This is a genomic window from Kribbella sp. CCNWLW201 (genome assembly GCF_037203805.1).
GTDB lineage: Bacteria > Actinomycetota > Actinomycetes > Propionibacteriales > Kribbellaceae > Kribbella.
The window spans coordinates 1,072,439-1,093,927 of record NZ_JBBCBQ010000002.1 but is presented as its reverse complement, the minus strand read 5'-3'; the positions used below and the strand labels follow the sequence as shown (position 1 = coordinate 1,093,927).

Annotated in this window: 17 protein-coding genes; 9 read left to right on the top strand and 8 right to left on the bottom strand. The window is 68.1% G+C overall.

The features are described 5' to 3' along the window. Positions 1–63: 63 nt before the first annotated feature. Complete coding sequence (locus tag V9K99_RS15040) at positions 64–1,614, top strand: serine/threonine-protein kinase (protein WP_337323453.1); 1,551 nt, start codon at positions 64–66, stop codon at positions 1,612–1,614. 574 nt (positions 1,615–2,188) lie between these two features. Here V9K99_RS15040 and V9K99_RS15035 read toward each other — a convergent pair. Continuing rightward, the gene (locus tag V9K99_RS15035) at positions 2,189–3,604 is read right to left on the bottom strand and encodes a S8 family peptidase (RefSeq protein ID WP_337323454.1); all 1,416 of its coding nucleotides are present in this window, start codon (positions 3,602–3,604) and stop codon (positions 2,189–2,191) included. 319 nt (positions 3,605–3,923) lie between these two features. On the opposite strand from V9K99_RS15035, the gene V9K99_RS15030 reads away from it, so the two are divergent. The 4 genes from V9K99_RS15030 to V9K99_RS15015 all read left to right on the top strand — a co-directional run bounded on the left by V9K99_RS15030 (position 3,924) and on the right by V9K99_RS15015 (position 7,854). After that, positions 3,924–4,646 carry a GntR family transcriptional regulator gene (locus V9K99_RS15030; protein ID WP_337323455.1) on the top strand — a complete coding sequence of 241 codons (723 nt, stop codon included), beginning with the start codon at positions 3,924–3,926 and terminating at the stop codon, positions 4,644–4,646. Further along, complete coding sequence (locus V9K99_RS15025; RefSeq protein ID WP_337323456.1) at positions 4,643–5,959, top strand: MFS transporter; 1,317 nt, start codon at positions 4,643–4,645, stop codon at positions 5,957–5,959. The genes V9K99_RS15030 and V9K99_RS15025 overlap by 4 nt, the downstream gene beginning before the upstream one ends. A 99-nt stretch (positions 5,960–6,058) precedes the next feature. Continuing rightward, complete coding sequence (locus V9K99_RS15020; RefSeq protein ID WP_337323457.1) at positions 6,059–7,048, top strand: ATP-binding cassette domain-containing protein; 990 nt, start codon at positions 6,059–6,061, stop codon at positions 7,046–7,048. Then, positions 7,045–7,854, top strand: coding sequence for an ABC transporter permease (locus V9K99_RS15015; protein ID WP_337323458.1), 810 nt, complete (start codon positions 7,045–7,047; stop codon positions 7,852–7,854). The genes V9K99_RS15020 and V9K99_RS15015 overlap by 4 nt, the downstream gene beginning before the upstream one ends. 39 nt (positions 7,855–7,893) lie before the next feature. Here V9K99_RS15015 and V9K99_RS15010 read toward each other — a convergent pair whose 3' ends face one another. Then, on the bottom strand, positions 7,894–9,243 hold the full coding sequence (locus V9K99_RS15010; protein WP_337323459.1) for a serine hydrolase domain-containing protein: 1,350 nt from the start codon (positions 9,241–9,243) through the stop codon (positions 7,894–7,896). Between the two features lie 73 nt (positions 9,244–9,316). Here V9K99_RS15010 and V9K99_RS15005 point away from each other — a divergent pair, with 73 nt between their 5' ends. Next, the gene (locus V9K99_RS15005) at positions 9,317–12,565 is read left to right on the top strand and encodes an AfsR/SARP family transcriptional regulator (protein WP_337323460.1); all 3,249 of its coding nucleotides are present in this window, start codon (positions 9,317–9,319) and stop codon (positions 12,563–12,565) included. On the opposite strand, the gene V9K99_RS15000 is transcribed toward V9K99_RS15005, so the two are convergent. The 3 genes from V9K99_RS15000 to V9K99_RS14990 all read right to left on the bottom strand — a co-directional run bounded on the left by V9K99_RS15000 (position 12,552) and on the right by V9K99_RS14990 (position 14,381). Beyond that, positions 12,552–13,178 carry a TetR/AcrR family transcriptional regulator gene (locus V9K99_RS15000; protein ID WP_337323461.1) on the bottom strand — a complete coding sequence of 209 codons (627 nt, stop codon included), beginning with the start codon at positions 13,176–13,178 and terminating at the stop codon, positions 12,552–12,554. The two genes, V9K99_RS15005 and V9K99_RS15000, sit on opposite strands and share 14 nt — an antisense overlap. Before the next feature lie 172 nt (positions 13,179–13,350). Then, complete coding sequence (locus tag V9K99_RS14995) at positions 13,351–13,848, bottom strand: DinB family protein (protein ID WP_337323462.1); 498 nt, start codon at positions 13,846–13,848, stop codon at positions 13,351–13,353. Beyond that, positions 13,845–14,381: a DinB family protein gene (locus tag V9K99_RS14990; protein WP_337323463.1), complete on the bottom strand. Its 537-nt coding sequence runs from the start codon at positions 14,379–14,381 to the stop codon at positions 13,845–13,847. The genes V9K99_RS14995 and V9K99_RS14990 overlap by 4 nt, the downstream gene beginning before the upstream one ends. A 236-nt stretch (positions 14,382–14,617) precedes the next feature. On the opposite strand from V9K99_RS14990, the gene V9K99_RS14985 reads away from it, so the two are divergent. Further along, positions 14,618–15,313, top strand: a complete 696-nt coding sequence (locus tag V9K99_RS14985) for a DUF433 domain-containing protein (protein ID WP_337323464.1) — start codon at positions 14,618–14,620, stop codon at positions 15,311–15,313. 83 nt (positions 15,314–15,396) lie between these two features. Here the strand turns inward: V9K99_RS14985 and paaK are convergent, their stop codons facing one another. From paaK to paaI, 3 genes are read right to left on the bottom strand one after another with little or no spacing between them, the layout of a single operon-like run. Beyond that, complete coding sequence (paaK, locus tag V9K99_RS14980; RefSeq protein ID WP_337323465.1) at positions 15,397–16,698, bottom strand: phenylacetate--CoA ligase PaaK; 1,302 nt, start codon at positions 16,696–16,698, stop codon at positions 15,397–15,399. Positions 16,699–16,713: 15 nt separating this feature from the next. Beyond that, positions 16,714–17,919 carry a 3-oxoadipyl-CoA thiolase gene (pcaF, locus tag V9K99_RS14975; protein WP_337323466.1) on the bottom strand — a complete coding sequence of 402 codons (1,206 nt, stop codon included), beginning with the start codon at positions 17,917–17,919 and terminating at the stop codon, positions 16,714–16,716. Continuing rightward, complete coding sequence (gene paaI / locus V9K99_RS14970) at positions 17,916–18,344, bottom strand: hydroxyphenylacetyl-CoA thioesterase PaaI (RefSeq protein WP_337323467.1); 429 nt, start codon at positions 18,342–18,344, stop codon at positions 17,916–17,918. The genes pcaF and paaI overlap by 4 nt, the downstream gene beginning before the upstream one ends. Positions 18,345–18,439: 95 nt before the next feature. Between paaI and paaN the strand changes: the two genes are divergently transcribed. Both paaN and V9K99_RS14960 read left to right on the top strand, forming a co-directional pair. Continuing rightward, the gene (gene paaN / locus V9K99_RS14965; protein WP_337323468.1) at positions 18,440–20,107 is read left to right on the top strand and encodes a phenylacetic acid degradation protein PaaN; all 1,668 of its coding nucleotides are present in this window, start codon (positions 18,440–18,442) and stop codon (positions 20,105–20,107) included. Next, the gene (locus V9K99_RS14960) at positions 20,100–21,476 is read left to right on the top strand and encodes a serine hydrolase domain-containing protein (RefSeq protein WP_337323469.1); all 1,377 of its coding nucleotides are present in this window, start codon (positions 20,100–20,102) and stop codon (positions 21,474–21,476) included. Before paaN ends, V9K99_RS14960 begins: the two co-directional genes overlap by 8 nt. The last annotated feature ends 13 nt before the right edge of the window (positions 21,477–21,489 follow it).

The window sequence follows — 21,489 nt, the reverse complement described above, 5'->3', positions numbered from 1 at the left end:
TGATCGATCGTCAAGCATGCAGAGGGTCGCTGCCAGAACTCGGCGAGGCTTTGGAGGACGAGCGTGCACGAACAGCCGGCAGTCATTGCTGGCCGCTATGAGCTGACCGCGCCGATCAGTCATGGCGGCATGGGGGAAGTCTGGCGTGGGTATGACACCGTGCTGGATAGGGACATCGCAGTGAAGCTGATCCGGCCTCGGCTCCTGACACTCGAAGCTGAGCGTGAAGAGCTCATGGGGCGTTTCCGCCGCGAGGCTCGCGTCACCGCGAGAGTCGAGCATCCCGGTGTCCCAGCCGTGTATGACGCGGCCTTCGACGGCGGGTCTGACCAACTGTTCATCGTCATGCAGCTGATCGATGGTGTGTCGCTGTCCGACGTACTCGCTGAGCGGGGCGCGATGTCCGTGGGGTGGGCCGCGTCCGTGGCGGCGCAGATCTGTTCTGTGCTGACTCACGCTCATGCTGTGCCAATCGTGCATCGCGACCTCAAGCCGGGCAACATCATGATCGCCCGCGATGGGGTGGTTAGGGTGCTGGACTTCGGGATCGCCGCGCTTCTGCGCAGTGACATCACCAAACTCACGTCGACCGGCAAGATCGTCGGTACGAAGCCGTACATGTCACCCGAACAGATCCACAACCTGCCGGTCACACCGCAGACTGATCTCTACGCGCTCGGCTGTCTGCTCCACGAGATGCTCAGTGGTCGGCGGGTTTTCGACGCCGACGAAGAGATTGCTCTGATGTACCAACACCTCGAGAAGTCTCCAACACCTCTGCGAGAGCTAGATCCTGACATCCCCGCCGACCTGGAGCGATTGGTGCTCGAGCTTCTGGCAAAGAGTGCTGGCGAGCGGCCGGAAAGCGCCTGGGTCGTGTATGACCGGTTGGTACCGCTACTGCCGCCAGTGGACAACGGTGGATCGGACGACGAGCAGCCGGCCGGAGTGATCCCTGACCCCACTCGCCCGTATCGGAGGCCCGCCGCACCGCGTCCGCGTCCCTCAGTCACTCCCCGCGTTGTCGCGGCGCCACGGGCGGTGCCTGAGATCGACATCGACGAAGTTGACGAGGCGCTGTCAGAGGCTGCGAGTCTGGTGGACGACGAAAGGTTTACGCAAGCATCCGAGATGCTCGGAGAGTTGTTGCCGAGGGCATCGGCGACGTTCGGCCCGGAGAGCGAGCAGACTCTCGACTTGCGGATCAGCTACGCCGCTGCCCTCTATCTGGGTGGCGACTATCGCAAGGCTGCCCCTGAGTTCGAGGCTCTCGCCGAGATCTACACGCTCGATGGTCGCCACACAGAGGAGAGTCTGGATTACCGCCGCCAGGCGGTCGCCTGTCGCGTTGCGCTCGGAGAGCTCGATGCGGCGATTCCGGAGCTTGAGTCGATCGTCCAGGCGCAGTACCACATCGACGCCTACGGTCGCGACTACCTGTCCCTTCGATTGGAGCTCGCGCGCCTTCGCATCAGTGCAGGCGATCACGAGCAGGCGGTGGAGGAACTCTGGCCTCTCTACGAGGAGGCCGTGCGTATCCTGACTCCAAGCGATGAGCTTTCCGTTGAGATCGACGAGCTCTTCCGCCGTCTCCGTGCGACCAGGGAGCGGTAAGGCCGCCAAGAGCCTGCAGATCGCAAGAGGCCAGCCTCTGATAGCTCAGGCATTGTCAGCCTCGTGTCACTCTCTGCTCAACGGAGATGTCGTCGCCGACACCCAAGCGCTGCGCCCGGCTGACGGCGTCATCACAGTCCTGTCGATCAAGCCGGAGCCGAGTCCCGAGTTGCTCGAGTTTTCCAGCCGGCAGACGAGGCACGGACGGATTGGTGGCTGAAGCCTCGATCGCGTACAGACCGAACTCAACCGACGCCGTCATGCTTGACCGGTGGCGCTGCCTGATAGACACCCGGGCGTTTCTGGGAGGCGGCATCGCCAATGGTTGTACGTCGGTATGCACGCCGCCACACAGCCGGGTCCACGGTCGGTTCGATGACTGCGTGCCGACGACTTCGCTCGGTAGTCGATGAAGCGCGATAGCGCGCAGCGATGGGTGGGTGGGAGCGGCTGCGTAGCACGCGACGGAGGAGCGCGCGTAGCGGACGCGTGGGTCGACCACGGCTGCCCGAAGACGTTTCTCTGCAGGGAAAGGAGAGGGGGTCCTGGGCGGAGGACCCCCTCTCGGTCTGGGTTAGCGGTGGACGGCGTCGAGGGAGTCGGCCAGACCTTCGCCGTAGAAGGAGTTGTTGGCGGTGGTGCCGGTGCAGCGGGCGTCCGGGGTGGTCGGGCAGGCGGTGTCGTCGGCCTGGGCGCGGAGGGCTGTCTCGAGCTGACGCGGGCTCCACCACGGGTGGACCGACTTCATCAGTGCGGCCACGCCGGCCACGTGCGGCGAGGCCATCGACGTACCGCTCATGTTTCCGTAGCCGCCGCCCGGCAGGGTGGACAGGATCGAGCTGCCCGGTGCGGCGACGTCGATCTTGTTCAGGCCGAAGTTCGAGAAGCCGCTGCGCGCGCCGGTCTTGGTGGTGCTGGCGACGGTGATCACGCCCGGCAGCTCGGTCGGCATGTCGAGGCAGTCGTTGTTGATCGTCCGCGCCACCGGGGTCGAGTCGTTCGGGCTGCTCGAGTCGGTGGTCTTGTTGGCCAGGTCGTAGTTCGAGTTCCCGGCCGCGGCGACGGAGAGCACCCCGCGGTGCGTCGAGTAGTCGACGGCCCGCCGGACGGCCTCCTGGACCGCACCCTGGTCGCCGTTGTCGTCGCACCAGAACATGTACGGGTCGATGAAGTAGCTGTGGTTGGTCACGTCCATGTGGTGCTCGGCGGCCCAGACGAACCCGCAGATCGCGTACTCCGGGTAGATGAAGCCGTCGTCGTTCACCACCTTCACCGAGGCGATCCGGACGCCGGGCGCCACGCCCACGATGCCGACGCCGTTGCGGGCGGCCGCGACGGTCCCGGCGACGTGGGTGCCGTGCGAGCTCGTGGTCGGCCGCCACGCACCCTCGGTCTGGTCCGGTACGCCGTTGTCCACACAGCTGACCGAGTCAGCCTTGTCGAAGTTCGGCGCGAGGTCCGGGTGGGTGTCGTCGACACCGCTGTCGTTGATGCCGACCAGGACCCGTCGGGAGCCGTCGGTGACCGCATGCGCCTGGTCAGCCTTGATCTGGGTCATGTCCCACTGCTCGCCCTCGCGCGGATCCGGCACCGGCGCCGCCTCCACGTCCCCGAGCGACTTCAGCCCTGGACCTTCGCTGACCGCGGCCGTCCGGGTGGCGCCGACGGACTGCACCTCACGCCCGTAGCGGCCGGCGCGGAGATCGGCCTTGAAGTCGGGGTTGGTCGACTGCGCGACCACCACCCCGAGCTGGGCGTACGACTGGAGGACCTTGCCACCGGCCTCGGTCACCGCCTTCTCGACCTTGCGGACGTGCCCGGGCGAGGCCTTGCTGTTGACCACGTAGTTCATCAGCGGCCCAGGCGCGGCCGCCGAATTCGTGTCGGAGGCCGGTACGGCGTTCGCCGTGGCGGCTCCGAGTGTGGTCAGGGCCAGAGCGGCGACAGCCAGACTGGCGGTCAGCCGGCGGGGGCGGGAGCTTCGGGTCACGCTGACTCCTCCAGGGCGGGGGCCGGGGAATGGCCCAAGAGCTTGGTAACCCGAGACTTTAGAGCGGATTCCGGACCGGCGTGATTCTTCATCCACAACGCAGGGGAAACCCTCCTCCGGTCACTACGCAGTGTCCGGTTGTTCACAGGGAGTTGCCCACATCTGTGGATTGCCCTGTGGATAACTGGTGGACAAGGTGGGGATGACCTGACCGGGGCGGTGGGGCGGGGAAGAGAGAGCGCAGCGGATTTCCTGTGTGTGTAAGATAGATACAACAGAGATACGAGTCGTATGGGTGAGGGGTTCAGTGACAGGCGGGGTGCCGGAGCGACCGGCGACAGCAGACATTCATCTAGGGGACGAGACCGCAGAGATCGCCCGCGTGGTGGTCGAGGCGGCGCCGGGGGTGGAGAAGATCCCGGCCGCCGAGCGGGTCTACGCCTACGTGAAGGCCGCGATCCTGGACCGGACGTACCCGGGCGGCGAGCTGCTCACCGAGGGCGAGCTGGCCACCGCTGTCGGAGTGTCCCGCACCCCGGTGCGCGAGGCGCTGCTCCGGCTGGAGGAGTCCGGCCTGGTGAAGCTGTACCCGAAGAAGGGTGCCCTCGTCCTCCCGGTGCTGCCGCAGGAGATCGACGACGTCCTCGAGGCCCGCGAGCTGATCGAGACGCACGCGGCCGCCAAGGTCTGGCCGCGGCGCAGGCAGCTGGTCGAGAGCCTCACCGAACGCGTCGAGGAGATGCGCGCGCATCGCAGGGCCGGTGACGCGAAGAGCTTCCTGGAGGCGGACCGCGCCTTCCACGAGGCGATCGTCGGTGCCGCAGGCAACGAGATCCTGGCCAAGCTCTACAACAGCCTCCGCGACCGCCAGGTCCGGATGGGTGTACCCGGGATCGAGGTGCAGCCGGCCCGGATGGACAAGTCCATCGCCGCGCACCAGGAGATGATCGACGCCCTCGGCGGCAACAGCGTCAAGCGCTTCCGCGAGCTGGTCGTCACGCACATCAACGAGGCCGCGACGGATCTGCGGAGCACCCGTTGACCGAACTACTCTTCCCCCTGGGCGGTCGTCGCGCCTGGGCGGTGTGGGCGACTGCTGTCCTCACCTACCTCGTGACGGTGCTGCACCGCGGTTCCATGAGCGTGGCCGGTCTGCAGGCCGCTGAGCGCTTCGACATCTCCGCATCCGCGCTGGCCAGCTTCACCGTCGTACAGCTGACTGTGTACGCCGCCATGCAGGTGCCGGTCGGCGTACTGCTGGACAGGTACGGCTCCAAGCGGCTGCTGATCGCTGCGTCCGGACTGCTGTTCGTAGCGCAGTCCGCGTTCAGTCTGGTCGACTCGTACCCGGCTGCCCTCGCCGCACGTGCGGTGCTGGGTGTCGGTGACGCACTGGTGTTCATCAGCGTGCTGCGGGTCGTCATGTCCTGGTTCCCCGCGCTGCGGCAGCCGGTGATGTCGCAGGCAACCGGGATGCTCGGTGGTGTCGGCGCGATCATCTCGACCGTGCCGATGGCTGCCGCGTTCCACTCGTTCGGCTGGACCGGCACGTTCGCCGGTGCCAGTGTGCTCAGTCTGGTGACCGGTGTCGCCGTACTGTTCCTGGTCAAGGACACGCCGTACGACGAGCCACTGCGAAGGACGAAGCAGTCGCTGAGCGAGGTGCGGAGCAACCTGCGTCGCGCCTGGCAGGAGCCGGGCACTCGGCTCGGGCTGTGGACGCATTTCACCACCAACTTCTCCGGTAGCACGTTCGGCCTGCTGTGGGGCTACCCGTTCCTCGTGCAGGGCCAGGGGATCGCTCCGACCACGGCTGCGGCGATGCTGGTCCTGCCGGTGCTGGCAGGTCTTTGCTACGGGCCTCTGGTCGGCCGGTACGCCGCCAAGTTCCCGTTCTACCGGTCGTGGATCGTCCTGGCCGTGATCGGCAGCTCGGTGCTGATGTGGACCGTCGTACTGCTGTGGCCTGGTCAGGCGCCGATGCCGGTGCTTCTGCTGCTGATCGTCGTACAGGCGGCCGGCGGGCCGGGGTCGATGCTCGGGCTGGACTACGCCCGGACGTTCAACCCCGCGACCCGGTTCGGCGCGGCCAACGGGATGGTCAACACCGGCGGCTTCATCGCCACGCTGATCTGCATCGGCATGGTCGGCATCCTGCTCGACGCGTCGTCGGGCGGGGCGCCGCAGACCATCACCGACTTCAAGTGGGCGCTCGCCTTCCAGTACGTGCTGTGGGCGATCGGCACCCGCCAGATCCTCAAGTACCGCCGCAAGGCCCGCGGCAACCTGGCCCGGTACAACCCGGAGGCCTACCAGGCCCTCCTGGCCAACCAGGTCGTCCCGCTGAAAGGCTGATACCAGCGGGCTGGCACGGGCTGCCAGCTGAACGCCAGAGCGGTGCCAGTGCGCCGTCGGAAGGTAATCCCAGTGAAGTGAGCCCACTGGGAGGAACCGATGACCACAACGAACCAGGTCGCCATCGAGGCTGTTGGCTTGGTCAAGAAATATGGCAGCACCACGGCCCTGGACGGTGTCGACCTGAGCGTGCCGACCGGCACCGTCCTCGGCGTCCTCGGCCCGAACGGCGCCGGCAAGACCACCGCGGTCCGCATCCTCGGCACCCTGCTCCAACCGGATGCCGGGCACGCCACGGTCGGCGGGTACGACGTCGTCCGCGACGCCGGCCGGGTCCGCGAGATCATCGGCCTGACCGGGCAGTACGCCTCGGTCGACGAGGACATGTCCGGCCGCCGGAACCTGATCATGATCGGCCGGCTGCTCGGGTACTCGCGGGACCAGGCCAGGGCCAAGGCGGACCAGTTGCTGGAGCGGTTCGAGCTCACCGACGCCGGTGAGCGGATCGCCAAGACGTACTCCGGCGGTATGCGCCGGCGCCTCGACCTGGCCGCCAGCCTGGTCGGCGACCCGAGCATCCTCTACCTCGACGAGCCCACCACCGGTCTCGACCCGCACGCCCGCAACGGCGTCTGGGAGACGGTCCGCAACCTGGTGCTCGACGGAACCACGGTGCTGCTCACCACGCAGTACCTGGAGGAGGCCGATGCGCTGGCCGACTCGATCATGGTGTTCGACAAGGGCCGGGTGGTCGCCTCCGGGCGGCCGGCCGAGCTCAAGGCGCAGGCCGGCAAGCAGTCGCTGGACGTCCGTCCGGCCGAGCCCGCGCACCTCGAACGCGTCGCCGCGATCGTGGCCGAATCCGTCGGCGTACGACCGAATGTCGACGTGGTGAACACCCTCGTCAGCGCTCCGGTGAGCGACGGCACGCCGATGCCAGTCGTGGTACGCCGCCTCGACGAAGAGGGGATCGCGGTCACCGAGTTGTCGCTGCGGCTGCCCAGCCTGGACGAGGTGTTCCTCGCGCTGACCGGGCACACCGCGGAAGAGAAGAAGCAGGACGTCGTACTGGAAGGAGCGGGCCGATGAGCACCGCAACTCTTGAGGCCCATGTGGGCCGTCGGAGCCGCCCGTTCGCCTGGATCGAGCAGAGCCTGACGCTTGCCTGGCGCAACATCGTCCGGATCCGGCAGAACCCGGAAGCGCTGGCGGACGTGACGTTCCAGCCGATCATCTTCCTGGTGCTGTTCCTGTTCGTCTTCGGCGGCGCGATCGCCCAGGGCGGGACGTGGCGCGACTACCTGCCGTACCTGCTGCCGGGTCTGCTGGTGCAGACCGTCGTGTTCTCCACGATGGGCACCGGGGTGGGGCTGAACGACGACTTCGCCAAGGGAGTGTTCGACCGGTTCCGCAGCCTGCCGATCGCCCGGGTGGCGCCGCTGATCGGTGCCGTTCTCGGTGATGCGGTCCGGTACTCGCTGTCGATCGTGATCCTGATGGGGACCGGCTTCGCACTCGGGTTCCGGTTCCAGAACGGGGTCGGCTACGGCCTGCTCGCGCTGGTGATCGTGTTGCTGTTCGCCCTGTCGATGTGCTGGATCTGGGTATGGCTCGGGCTGAAGTTGCGCACCGCGCAGGGGGTGCAGGGCATCGCCTTCCTGGTGATGTTCCCGCTCACCTTCGGCAGCAACGTGTTCGTCCAGACCGACACCCTGCCGGGTTTCCTGCGGGCGTTCGTGAACGTCAACCCGGTCAAGTACCTGGTCGACACCATGCGCGGCCTGATGCTGGGCGGCGACATCCAGAAGCCGCTGCTGATCACGCTGGCCTGGATGGTCGGCCTGGTCGCGGTCTTCGCCCCACTGGCGATCCGCGCCTACCGCCGCCGTACCTGAGGTAAAAGGAAGGGGCCGGGGACTTCCCCGGCCCCTTTCTCAGCGCAAGTGTTCGCCGAAGGCCAACGGTTCGCGGGTACAGAGGTATGTTGCCCAGTGCAACTTCACGGGTACGCCGTCCGCGTCGCGGGTGATGCGGAGGAGTTCGCCGGTCTCGCGGCCGGAGACGGTGCGGTACACGTCCTCGGAGATGCGTTCGAAGACGGCCGGCGCCAGGTACTCGGCCGCAGCCGGCGACTTGGCCTGCAGAGTGCCGTTCTTGATGGAGAAGACGAACGGCGAACCTTCGGTGAACCAGGTGCCGAGGACGGCTGCGAGCTCCTCCGGGATCGTGGAGCCGGGGACCCAGGCCTCGTCCGGGAGCGGGTCGTCCTCGAGGACCTTGATGATCAGGTCGGTGGCCAATAGGCCCGGTGCCGGCGCCGAGGTGGAGCTCTGCAGGGCGATGCCCGCCGTCCCGGAATCGCGGTGAACGAAGGTCGAGGTGATGTGGCCGGGCATGCCGCCGTCGTGGCCGACGAAGACGCGGTCGCCCCGTCGAAGCAGCATGAAGCCGAGGCCGAAGGCGAGTTGCCAACGGTCCAGGTCAGCCATGATCTGGACCTGGCACATCTCGTCCAGCGTGTCCTTCGACAGCACCTCGTCCACAGGGTTCGCGACGAACATCGCCCATTTTGCCAGGTCTTCCGCCGTACTCGCGAGACCGCCGCAGGCGTCCATCGAGCCGAGCGCGAGCAACTGCTCCTTCACCGGTACGTCGGAGAACGGCGGCACGTAATACCCGGTGGCGGCCGGTCCACCGTCCATGCCGACCGTCGTACGGCGCATCTCCAGCGGGTCCAGGATCCGGGCCTTGATCGCGTCGTACCAGGGCCGTCCGTCCAGCCGGGCGACGATCTCGCCGAGCATCGAGAAGACCAGGTTCGAGTAGTGGAACCGGTGGTGCGGCTTCCCGACCCGCTCTGCCTCGTTCCAGCCGGCCACCAACTCGGCGCGGTCCGGGAACTTCATCACGTCCCAGACGTCGCCGACCGGTTCGCGTTGCATCCCGCTGGCGTGGCTGAGCATCTGCCGCACGGTGATGCCCTCGTGCTTGCTCTCCGGGATCAGCCGCTCGACCGTGTCGTCAAGGCTGAGCTTGCCCTCGTCGCGCAACGCCATGATCGCGACCGCGGTCAGTGTCTTGCTCTGCGAGGCGATCAGGAACTGCGAGTCCGCGGTCGGCGGTACGCCGGGGACCTCCAGGTCGGCCGAGCCGGCACCGGTCGACCACGCGAGCGACCCGGCGCGGGCGACGGCGCCCACCACTCCGGGGACGCGCCCCTTGATCTGACGTTCGGCGACGATACGAGTGAGGGCTGTCTGCGTGTGCGCGGCGATGGGGGTCACGACTGCCGACCTTAAGTCAACGGGATGACAAAAGGCACGGGTTTTGGTCGGAGCGATGTGCGAGGCTGGACCAGTGCGCATAGCGGTGCTTGGGCCTCTCGCGATGTGGGCGGCCGACGGGACTCCGCTGGACGTCCGCGGCGTCCGGCTGCGCGGACTCCTCGCCAGACTCGCGTTGAGCGCCGGCCGGCCGGTGAGCGTCGAGACCCTGGTCGACGGTCTGTGGGGCAGTGAGGCCCCGAGCGCGAACGCTCTGCAATCCCTCGTCTCCCGCCTGCGCGCCGGCCTCCCAGCGACCGAGTCGAGCATCTCCGTCCAGTCTGGTCCGGCCGGCTACACGCTGACCATCGGCCCTGACTGCGTCGACGCTCTCCAGTTCGAGGACCTGGTACGGCGGGGACGCGGGCTGATCGGCTCCGATCCGGAGAAGGCGTGGACCCTGCTCACCCAGGCCGACAAGCTATGGCGTGGCGACGCCCTCACCGACCTGCGCGACCTGCCGTTCGCCGCGATCGAGGCCGACCGTTTGGCCGAGCTCAGACTCGCGTCGACCGAGCATCTCGCCGAGGCCGCGGTCAGCTGTGGTCACGCCCGCGAACTGACCCCAGAGCTCGAACGCCTCGCCACCGTGCACCCACTCCGCGAGCGACTCCATGAGCTCCTGATCAGAGCCCTGTACGCCGACGGCCGCCAAGCCGAGGCATTGGCGGCGTACGAGCGTGTCCGCGGCACCCTGGCCGACGAGCTCGGCGCGGATCCGGGGACCCGACTGCGTGACCTGCACGTCGCCGTACTGCGGGGTGACTCGGTGGATCCGCCGGCGGTCACGACCGTCGTACCAGCACCGGCCGCACCCATGCCGCGGAGCAACCTGCGAGCCCCGCTGACCAGCTTCGTCGGTCGGCGGGAGGACGTGACTGAGCTGGCGCGGCTGCTGGGCGACGGGACCCGCCTGGTGACGATGGTCGGCCCGGGCGGCGCTGGGAAGACCCGTCTGGCCACGGAGACCGGACGGTCGCTGGTGGAGCAGAGCGGTGACGGGATCTGGTTCGTCGAACTCGCGCCACTCGGCGACGCGACCGATGTCGCGCCCGCGGTGCTGTCGGCATTGGGGGCGAGTGAGTACGTCGACCTGCCGCCGACGACGATCGCGAAGCACTTCCCGACCAGCCGGGCCGCGACGGAGCGCCTGGTCGAGGTGATCGCGGACCGCCGGGTCCTGCTCGTCCTCGACAACTGCGAGCACCTGGTGCACGAGGTGGCCGGCCTGGTCGACTCCCTGCTCGCGGCCTGCCCGCGGCTCCGGGTGCTGACGACCAGCCGCGAGCCGCTGAGTATTCCCGGCGAGCACCTGCATCCGGTCGGGCCGCTGGGGTTGCCGCCCGAGGACAGCATCGACGACGAGTACCCGGCGATGCAGCTGTTCGTCGACCGGGCCCGCGCCGTACGCCCTGACTTCATGCTCACCGACGCCAACCGAGAGTCGGTCGCCGAGATCTGCCGGCGACTGGACGGGATGCCGTTGGCGATCGAGCTCGCGGCTGCCCGCCTGCGGGCGCTCACACCGTCGCAGATCGTCGACAAGCTGGCGGACCGGTTCCGCTTGCTGACCAGCGGTTCGCGGACCGCACTGCCCCGGCACCAGACGTTGCGCGCTGTCGTGGAGTGGAGCTGGGAGCTGCTCGATCCGGACGAGCAGGCGGTCGCGCGGCGGCTGTCGCTGTTCTCCGGCGGTGCCACGCTGGAAGCGGCCGAGCAGGTCTGCAGTGACGACAACCTTCCGTCCGAGTCCGTGCTCGGCGTACTGGCGTCGCTTGTCGACAAATCGCTCGTCGAGGCCGCGGCCGACGACAGGTCGGTGCGCTACCGCATGCTCGAGACGGTCCGCGCGTACGGCGCCGAGCAGCTGAAGGAATCGGGTGAACACGACGCCTTCCGGCACGCGCACACGGTGTACTTCAGTCGACTCCTTCGGCAGGCCCGGCCGAAGCTGCGCACCGGCGAGCAGATCCAGTGGATCGCCCGGCTGACCGCGGACAACGACAACCTGCTCGACGCCTTGCGGTGGGCGATCGACACCGGCTCGGCCCGGACGGCTGTGCAGCTCGTCTCGGTGCTCGGCGAGTACTGGAACATGAGCGGCCGTCCCGCCGAGGCAGTCGGCTGGATGCAGGCGGCGCTCGCCGTACCTGGACCGAGTACTCCGCTCGACCGCGCCTCGACGCTGATGCTGCTGTCGCTCGGCACGTTGTCCAGCGGCGACGACGAGCCGACCAAGAACTTCACCCGCGCGGTCCGCGGACTGGCCGAGGTCCGTTGGCTGAGCCGGCATCACGAACAGGTCGCGGAGTCCGGCGTCGGCCTGTTCACGAACGCGGTCTGGGCGGCGATCCGGCGGGACAAGGCCGAGTGCTTCCGCCACCTCGAGGCGGCCCGCGAGCACCGCGATCCGTGGGTCCGGAACATGGGCGTGATGATGACCGCGATGTTCCGCGAGAACGACGGCCTGGTCGAGCAGATGGCGGCCGACCTGGCCATCGCGATCGACGGCTTCCGGACGCTCGGCGACCGCTGGGGTACGTCGATGGCACTGCGCGGACTGGCCAGCTACCAGGGCAACCTGGGCGATCACGAGGCCGCGCTGGCGTCGCTGGAGGAAGCTCTCCACCTGATCGAGGAGCTCGGTACCACCGAAGGTCTGCCGCAGTTGCTCGGCGGGTGCGCGACCAGCCGGATCGAGCTCGGCGACTTCGACGGCGCCCGAGCGGATCTGCAACGGGCTCTGCAGTTGGCCGAGGAGACCGGATCACGTGATGGCCAGGCGATGTCGCACATGGGATTGGCGAAGATCGCCCTCCGGTCCGGCCGGCTCGACGAGGCCAAGGAACGGGCCGAGCTCGCGTACTCGATGCTCGACCTCAGAGCCGAGCGAATGGCGCCACACGGTCAGGCGATGATGCTGGCCTACCTGAGCCGGGTGAGCGTCGCCCGGGGCGAGCTCGACGACGCGGTCGGCAAGAGCCGGCAGGCGATGGAGCTCGGCCTCACCACCGAGGACATGCCGCTGGCCTCGATCATCGTCGAGGTCGCGGCGGACGTCGACCGGCTGTCCGGTGAAGCCGAGTCAGCCGCGCGGACACTGGGACTCGCGGCCGCCCTGCGCGGGATGCGCAGTATCCCGGACGCCGATGTCCGCAGTACCTTCGAGCGCCTGCGCGCCGTACTGGGTGAGGACGCGTTCGAGACGGCGTACGGCGCTGGTGCCGCGCTGACTCGGGACGAGGCGATCGCCGAGCTGCGCAAGCGGTTCAGCTCGTCATGAGCTGGACGGCCAGCTCACGCAACGCCTGCTGCACGTTCTCCTCGGGCGGCCGTGGGTCGGCCAGCATCCAGTCGTAGACGACGGTGTTCACCGCACCGAAGAAGCACAGTCCGAGGAACCGGAAGTCCTTGCTCTTGATCTCGCCACCCGCGACCGCGGTGTCGCCGATCTCCCGCACACTGGAGATCAGCAGCTCCCGGAACGCGATCCGCTGCTCCTCGACCGCCGGACTGGTACCGACCACTTCGACGAACGAGATCCGGGCCCGGCGCAGGTCCTCCATGATCGTGCGCAGGTAGCTGTCGACCGCCGCCTCGATCCGCTCCCGCACCGGCCGGCCGGCGGTCTGGCGCAGCGCGTCGCCGGTGCTGCGGACGGCGAGCTCGATCACCTGCGCGTGCACCGCGAGCAGCACGGCTTCCTTGTTCTGGAACTCGTGGTAGAAGTGCCGGGTGGACACTTTCGCCTGTGTACACAGGCGTTCCACGGATGTCGCCGGGTAGCCTTCGGTCCCGAACAACTCGAGCGCAGCGGCCAGCAATCGCTCGCGCCGCGCAGCCTTCCACTCCTCGACTGACCGCCCGGAATAACGGCGTACGGAGGGTTCCCTCATCACACCTCTTGTCGCTACCCCGTGCCAGATCCGGACATCCTATCCATCACTCGGCGTCACTGTCGCCAGTCTTTCCGGATCGCCAGGCCATCACAGGTGGCGGACCGGAGACGGGTTGAGCGTCGCCCGGCTCTCGTGGTCGCGATCGTGATGGCCTGGCGGTCCGGACCGGTCAGCCGGTCTTGCCGTCCAGCAGTTCCCGGATGATGTCCAGATGCCCCAGGTGGCGGGCGGTTTCCTCGATCATGTGACAGAGGATGTAGCGCACCGAGGCCGCGCCGGCGTCTCGGAAAACCGCGCGTTCCACATCGTCGAGGGAGAACCCGGCGACGATCTCGTTGGACCTCGCGCACTCGGCGTCGTACTCGTCGAGAAGCTTGGCCAGCGGTACGTCGTCGACGAACATCTCGGCGTCCGGATGCCCGCCTTCCGTCCACGGGGTCTCGCCGTGGTCCGGCGTACCGAGAAGGTTCTGGCTGAACCACGAGTACTCGACCCAGCGCAGATGGGCGACCAACCCCGCCACTGTCGTCAGCGGTGAGGTGGGCAGCAACTTGCGGTGGGCATCGATCTCGCTGAGACCCTCGCATTTCGGCCGGACCAGCGAGCGTTGGTGATCGAGCCAGCCGATCAACTGGGTGCGTTCGTCGGCGGTCAACGGCGGCCTCATACGGATTCCTCCATGCGTTCGTAGCCGGTCCTGCCGTCGAGGATCTCCCGGATGATGTCCAGGTGACCGACGTGGCGTGCGGTCTCTTCGATCAGGTGGCAGAGGACATAGCGCAGTGATGCCGCTTCGCCTTTGACGGCGTACGGTCCCTGCTCCACCGCGTCGAGTGACAACGGCGCGATGGTCTCGTTGGATCTCGCGCACTCGGCGTCGTACTCGTCGAGCAATTGGGCCAGTGATACGTAGTCCACGAACATCTCCGCGTCCGGATGCCCACTCTCGGTCCACGGGGTCTGACCGGTGTCGGGGACGCCGGCCAGGTTGAGCTGGAACCACGAGTACTCGTTCCAGCGCAGGTGCGCCACCAGCCCGGCCATCGTCATCAGCGGCGAGGTCGGCAGAACCTTGCGGTGGGCATCTTCTTCGGTCAGTCCGGCGCACTTCATCCGGACGAAGGAACGTTGCAGGTCAAGCCATCCGGTCAGCTGGGTGCGCTCGTCGGCGGTCAGCGGCGGACGGTGTACTTCAGTCATCTCTCAAGCTCCTGTGGATACTGGAGCCGCCCGGTCTCAACCGCGGGTACGGCGGACGGGCAGCACGACGGTCAGACTCGACATCGCGCTCACCTCCCCTCCGCCGCCGGGGGTGTCGATCCACCCGGCAACCAGAACCCTACAGGCACAACGCCGGGCGAACAGCCGATTTTGCGACCCTCGGAATGGCATGCTCTTGATCAGCACAGCGCCCGCACCGCGCGAAGAGGTGAGACGTGGATCCACGGTTCGACCTGCCGCTGTACACCCGTGCCGACGTGGCCCTTCACCTCGGTCTACCCGCCACCACGCTCGGCGACTGGCTCCGATCGGGTGCGCTCGAAGCCGGCACCGGCGGACGAGGTGAACCGACCATCACCTTCGCCGGCCTGGTCGAAACCCACATGCTCCGCCAGCTGCGGTACGCCGGTCTGTCCCTCCAAGCGATCGGCGAAGCCGCCGTCGCGTTGCGATCCCGAGCCGGTCGGCACTACCCACTGGCCTGGTCCGGTCTGGCGCACGACGGACGCGACCTCCTCGTCGAGATCGCCGCCGAAGGTCGGGAACCCGGCTGGGAACGCATCCGCGACAGCCAAGGCGGCCTACTCGGCGTACTCCGCCGCGGTTCGGCCGCCATCGGCTGGTCCGAAGATGGCTACGCCGCCACCCTCCGGCTCGTCATCTACCACGACATCGACGTCATCGTGGACCCCACCCGCTCTGCCGGCCAACCCCTCGTCGCCGACTCCGACGTCCACGTCGAAGAGATCGTGGACAGCGTCCGTTCAGGTACGTCGTACCGCGACATAGCCACCAAGTTCGCCCTAGAAGACTTCGAAGTCGAGGCCCTGGTTCGCCCCCACATCCGCCCCCCAACCTTCCACCGAACCCGCCGCCCCCAACCCCAACCCGACGCCCTACTCCAGAACTAGCCGGCAGCCCGCAAGGAACGCTCGGGCGGGTGGGAGCTGGCGGAGTGGGCGCGACGGTGGAGCGGCTGCGTAGCACGCGTGGGTTAGCGGGTGCGGTTGTCTTTGATTCGTTTGGCTTTGCCTAGGGAGCGTTCTAGGGCGTGGGGGGCGACGACTTCGACGGTGGCGGTGACGCCTACGCGGTCTTTGATGCGGCGGGAGAGGTGGGCTGCGGCGGTGGAGCGGTCGGCGAGGTCTGGGGCGGCTTCGACCTGGACGGTCAGTTCGTCGAGGCGGCCGGGGCGGGTGAGGACGCAGAGGTAGTGCGGGGTCAGGCCTTCGACGAGGAGGATCTGTTCTTCGATCTGGGTCGGGAAGACGTTGACGCCGCGGACGATCATCATGTCGTCGGTGCGTCCGGTGATCTTCTCCATCCGGCGCATCCCGGGTCGCGCGGTGCCCGGGAGCAACCGGGTGAGGTCCCGCGTGCGATAACGCAGTACCGGAAAGGCTTCTTTGGTCAGGGTGGTGAAGACGAGTTCGCCGATCGAGCCGTCCGGCAGGACCTCGCCGGTGACCGGGTCGATGATCTCCGGGTAGAAGTGGTCCTCCCAGATGTGCAGTCCGTCCTTGGTCTCGACACATTCCTGTGCGACGCCCGGACCCATCACCTCGGACAGTCCGTAGATGTCGACCGCGTGCATCCCGGTCCGCTGTTCCACCTCGGTCCGCATCTGCTCGGTCCACGGTTCGGCGCCGAAGATGCCGATCCGCAACGAGGTGTCGCGCGGATCGAGCCCGCGCGCCTCGAGTTCGTCCACGATGGCGAGGAAGTACGACGGCGTGACCATGATGATCCGGGCACCGAAGTCGCGGATCAGGTCGACCTGCCGCTCGGTCATCCCGCCAGATACGGGTACGACGGTGCACCCGAGCCGCTCGGCTCCGTAGTGCGCGCCCAGCCCGCCGGTGAACAACCCGTAGCCGTAGGCAACATGACACACATCGCCCGCCCGGCCACCGGCCGCACGGATCGATCGGGCCATCAGATCCGCCCAGGTGTCGAGATCCCGGCGTGTGTACCCGACCACCGTCGGCCGACCCGTCGTACCCGAGGACGCATGCACCCGGACCACCTCGGTGCGCGGTACGGCGAACATCCCGAACGGGTAGTTCTCCCGCAAATCGTTCTTCGCGGTGAACGGCAACCGGCTCAGATCAGCCAGCTCCCGAAGGTCTCCGGGGGCGAAGCCGACACCGTCCAAGGCCGCACGGTAATGCGGGACGTTCTGGTACGCCGACGCGATCGTTGACTGCAGCAACGACAACTGACGCGACCGGAGTTCGTCGACGGACAGCCGCTCCCCGTCGTCACGAAGCTCGTCGGGACAGGGTTCGCCGAGCATCACAACACCTTCCGATCAGGGGCGGGCGAACAGGGTCGCGATGCCCTGACCCACTCCGATGCACATCGTGGCCAGCGCGTACCCGGCGTCGCGGTGGCGAAGCTCCAGGGCGGCGGTGAGAGCGAGGCGCGCGCCGGACATCCCCAGTGGGTGGCCGAGGGCGATGGCGCCGCCGTTCGGGTTCACGTGCTCGGCGTCGTCGGGCAGGCCGAGTTCGCGCAGGACCGCCAGCGACTGCGAAGCGAACGCCTCGTTCAACTCGATCACGCCGACGTCGGAGAGCGCGACGCCGGTCCGGTCGAGAAGCTTGCGCGTGGCGGGCGCCGGACCGATGCCCATGATCCGCGGCGGTACGCCGGCCGCCGCCGTACCGACGATCCGGGCCAGCGGTGTCACCCCGAGCCGCTCGACCGCCTCGCCGCTCATCACCAACAGTGCGGCCGCACCGTCGTTGACCCCGGACGCGTTGCCCGCGGTGACGGTGCCGGGGGAGCGGAATGGCGTCTTCAAACCGGCGAGGGCTTCGAGCGAGGTCTCCCGCGGGTGCTCGTCGACGTCGACCACGGTGACCGCGCCGCGCTTGCCCGGGACGTCCACGGGCACGATCTCTTCGGCCAGCCGGCCGTTCGCCTGGGCCTTGGCCGCGCGTTGCTGACTGCGAAGTGCGAACAGGTCCTGGTCCTCGCGCGAAACACCAAACGTCTCCGCCACGTTCTCGGCCGTCTCCGGCATCGAGTCGATCCCGTACTGCTTCTGCAGCACCGGGTTCACGAACCGCCAGCCGATCGTGGTGTCGTAGATCTCGGCCTGCCGGGCGAACGCAGTCGTTGCCTTGGGCATCACAAATGGTGCCCGCGACATCGACTCGACCCCGCCGGCCAGGACGACCTCGTTGTCCCCGCCAATGATCGAGCGGGCCGCCGACGCGACCGCGTCCAATCCCGATCCGCACAGCCGGTTGATCGTCGTACCCGGGACCTCCGAAGGCAGTCCGGCCAGCAGCACCGCCATTCGGGCCACGTTCCGGTTGTCCTCGCCGGCCTGGTTCGCGCAGCCGAGGATCACGTCGTCGATCAGCCGCGGATCGAGTGACGGGTGCCGGGCCAGCAAGGCGGAGACGACGCGCGCGGCCAGGTCGTCGGGTCGCACGGTGGCGAGCGCACCGCCGTACCGCCCGATCGGCGTCCGCACACCGTCCACGAGAAACGCCTGGCGGGTCATGAGGCCTCCGAAGGAATGATCGTGCCGGACAACTGGCGGCTGCGGCCGCGGAACTCGGCGATCACGTCGTCACCGCGCCGGACCGTCACGTCGTAGATCGCGTTCCGGCCGTACGACGTCCGCTCCCGGGCCTCGGCGACGAGCAGGTCGCCGTGCTTGGCCGGGGCGACGAAGACGATGTCGCAGGTCTGCGCGACGGTGACCTGATTGCGCGAGTTGCACGCGAACGCGAACGCGGAGTCGGCCAGACAGAACACGAATCCACCATGCGCGATACCGTGCCCGTTCACCATGTCTTCGCGTACCGGCATCTCGATCCGGGCGGTGCCCTCGCCGACCTCGACCAGCCGCATCCCCAGGCCGGCGCTGGCGGTGTCCTCCGCCCACATCGCGGCCGCCACCCGGGCTGCCAGTTCATCACCCATGTTCTGCCCTATCGAGAAGAAGCTTGTGACACTCTATCCCCGGTCGCGCCATCGACTGTAACATCACAGACGCAGACCCCGAGCTTGGAGGACCAATGACCGACTGGCTGGCGACCCACCGCGAGCGCCTCGACGACGCCTTGAAGGCGATCCGTGGCCGCGGCTACTACTCCGCCTTCCCGGAGTCGCCCAGCCCGCGGGTGTACGGCGAGACCGCGGCAGCAGACGGCAAGGCCGCCTTCGAGCGCTACCTGGGTACGACGTTCGCCCTCGAGACCCCCGGGTCACGCGGCACGGTCGTCACCGAGCACTCGCCGTACGGGATCACTCTGGACATCTCCTACCCGCGGACGGTCGAGGACGGCCTCGACGACCTGCTCACGGCCGCACAAGCAGGCCTCAAGGACTGGCGCAACGCCGGGATCGACACCCGGACCGGGGTCGGCCTGGAGATTCTCGACCGGCTGCACAAGCGGGTGTTCGAGCTGGCCAACGCGGTTCAGCACACCAGCGGTCAAGCGTTTGTGATGGCGTTCCAGGCCGGTGGCGCGCACGCGCTGGACCGGGCGCTGGAGGCGATCGCGTACGCCTACGAGGAGATGAACCGCTACCCGGCCGAGGCGACCTGGGAGAAGCCGGCCAAGGGCGACCCGATCCGGATGGAGAAGACGTTCACCGTCACCGGCCGCGGGGTCGCGCTGGTGATCGGCTGCAACACGTTCCCGACCTGGAACTCCTGGCCCGGCCTTTTCGCGTCCCTGGTCACCGGTAACGCCGTGGTGGTGAAGCCGCACCCGCTCGCCGTCCTGCCGCTCGCGATCACCGTCGAGGTGTGCCGCGAGGTGCTCGCCGAGGCCGGCTTCGACCCGAACCTGGTCACCCTGGCCGCCGAGCGGGCCGGTGACGGCCTGGCCAAGCCGCTGGCGACCCGGCCCGAGGTGAAGCTGATCGACTTCACCGGCGGCAGCGAGTTCGGTGAGTGGCTGGAGCAGAACGCGACCCAGGCGACCGTGTTCACCGAGAAGGCGGGTGTGAACGCGGTCATCATCGACTCGACGGACGCGTTCAAGGCATTGACCGGGAACCTCGCCTTCACCCTGTCGCTGTACTCGGGCCAGATGTGCACGACCACCCAGAACCTCTTCATCCCGGCCGGCGGAATCGAGACCGACGAGGGCCACAAGTCCTTCGAAGAGGTCGGCGCGGGGATCGCCGGCGCGATGGGCAAGCTGCTCGGCGACGACGCCCGCGCGGTGGAGATCCTCGGCGGCATCGTGAACCAGGCCGTGATCAGCCGGCTCGAGCTCGCCCCGGAGTACGGCGACGTCGTACTGGAGTCGCGGGCGATCCAGCACCCGGCGTTCCCGGATGCGGTGGTGCGGACGCCGCTGCTGGTCGCGATCGGCGCCGAGGACGCGGAGGTGTACGGACGCGAGTGCTTCGGGCCGGTGTCCTTCCTGGTCAAGACGGCCGACACCACGGAGTCGATCGACCTGTTCCGCAAGACGGTCACCGACGGTGGTGCGATGACGGCCGGGATCTACTCCACCGACCCGAAGATCCTGGACGAGGCGCGCGACGCGGCCCTCGACGCAGGCGTTGCGCTGTCCGAGAACCTGACCGGTCAGGTGTTCGTCAATCAATCGGCTGCTTTCAGCGATTTCCACGGCACCGGCGCGAATCCGGCCGCCAATGCGACATACACCGACGGCGCTTACGTTGCGAGTCGCTTCCGCGTCATTCAATCTAGGCGTCATGCCTGACGCTGCGAACCCGGACAACCTGCGCGACGTTCTCACCTACTACGACAGCTGGCTGGCGTTCAACCAGCGCTACCAGCGCGTGCCCGGGGTCCAAGCGGCCGTGTTCGCCGCGGATGCGATCGCGTACTCCGCGGCGTACGGGCTGGCCGACGTCGAGAACGCCGTACCGCTGACCGAACACCACCTGTTCCGGATCGCGTCGCACTCGAAGACGTTCACCGCGACGGCCGTGTTCCAGTTGGTCGAGCAGGGCCGGCTCCGGCTGGACGACAAGGCGGGGCAGCACGTCACCGAGATCGTCGGTACGCCGCTGGGCGAGCGGACCGTGCGCGACCTGCTGGCGCACGCCGGCGGGATCACCCGGGACAGCCTGGACGCGGACTGGTGGCAGCTCGCGAAGAACTTCCCGGACCGGGATCAGTTGCTGGCGGTACTGCGGCACGAGTCGTCCGCCGTACTGCCGGAGAACGACCGCTTCAAGTACTCGAACATCGGCTACGGCCTGCTCGGGCTCGTGGTCGAGGCGGCGGCCGGGACGTCGTACAACTCCTATGTGCAGACCGCGATCGTGGACAAGCTCGGGCTGTCCGGGCTCGGTCCGGAGCTGGATCCGGCGCGCAGCGGTGAGTATGCCGCCGGGTACAGCGCGCTGTCGTACGCTGCCGAGCGGATCCCGATCGAGCACGTCGACACCCGGGCGCTGGCGGCCGCGACCGGGTTCTTCGGGAACGCGCGAGACCTGGTCACCTACTTCTCCGCCCACCTGCCCGGCGACGACCGGCTGCTGACGGACAAGTCGAAGCGGGAGATGCAGCACCCGTTGTGGAAAACCGGCGAGGAGGACGCGCCGCGGTACGCGCTCGGCCTGCAGGTGACGAAGGTCGGCAAGCGGGAGGTGTTCGGGCACGCCGGCGGGTACCCGGGCCACATCACCAAGACATTCGTCGACGGCGAGGACCGGCTGGTCGTGTCGGTCCTGACCAACGCGATCGACGGCCCGGCCGCCCAGTTCGCCGAGGCGGCGCTGAAGCTGCTCGACCTCGCCGAGTCGAAGGAACGCGGGTCGGCTGATCCACGCTTCGCCGGTCGGTACGCGAACCTGTGGGGTGTCACCGACATCGCCCTGCTCGGCGGCCGCCTGTACGCGCTCGACCCGACCGCCGCGGACCCCGCCGCCGAACCCACCCCGCTCGAGCCGGACGGCGACTGCCTCCGCGTCGCGGGCGGCTCCGGCTACGGCTCGTACGGCGAGTCCTACCGCTTCACCTTCGACGCCGACGGCCGAGTCGAGTCGGTCCGCGGCTCCAGCGGCCTCCTCGCCCACCCCATCGACCGCTTCACCCTCCCGCCTCGCCTCACCGTGGCCTAAGTACCGTGCGGGT

Coding starts and splice junctions, on each gene's coding strand:
- V9K99_RS15020 (WP_337323457.1), top strand. CDS start 6,059: ATGACCACAACGAACCAGGTCGCCATCGAGGCTGTTGGCTTGGTCAAG.
- V9K99_RS14960 (WP_337323469.1), top strand. CDS start 20,100: ATGCCTGACGCTGCGAACCCGGACAACCTGCGCGACGTTCTCACCTAC.
- V9K99_RS14990 (WP_337323463.1), bottom strand. CDS start 14,381: ATGACTGAAGTACACCGTCCGCCGCTGACCGCCGACGAGCGCACCCAG.
- pcaF (WP_337323466.1), bottom strand. CDS start 17,919: ATGACCCGCCAGGCGTTTCTCGTGGACGGTGTGCGGACGCCGATCGGG.
- paaN (WP_337323468.1), top strand. CDS start 18,440: ATGACCGACTGGCTGGCGACCCACCGCGAGCGCCTCGACGACGCCTTG.
- V9K99_RS15000 (WP_337323461.1), bottom strand. CDS start 13,178: ATGAGGGAACCCTCCGTACGCCGTTATTCCGGGCGGTCAGTCGAGGAG.
- paaI (WP_337323467.1), bottom strand. CDS start 18,344: ATGGGTGATGAACTGGCAGCCCGGGTGGCGGCCGCGATGTGGGCGGAG.
- paaK (WP_337323465.1), bottom strand. CDS start 16,698: ATGCTCGGCGAACCCTGTCCCGACGAGCTTCGTGACGACGGGGAGCGG.
- V9K99_RS15015 (WP_337323458.1), top strand. CDS start 7,045: ATGAGCACCGCAACTCTTGAGGCCCATGTGGGCCGTCGGAGCCGCCCG.
- V9K99_RS14995 (WP_337323462.1), bottom strand. CDS start 13,848: ATGAGGCCGCCGTTGACCGCCGACGAACGCACCCAGTTGATCGGCTGG.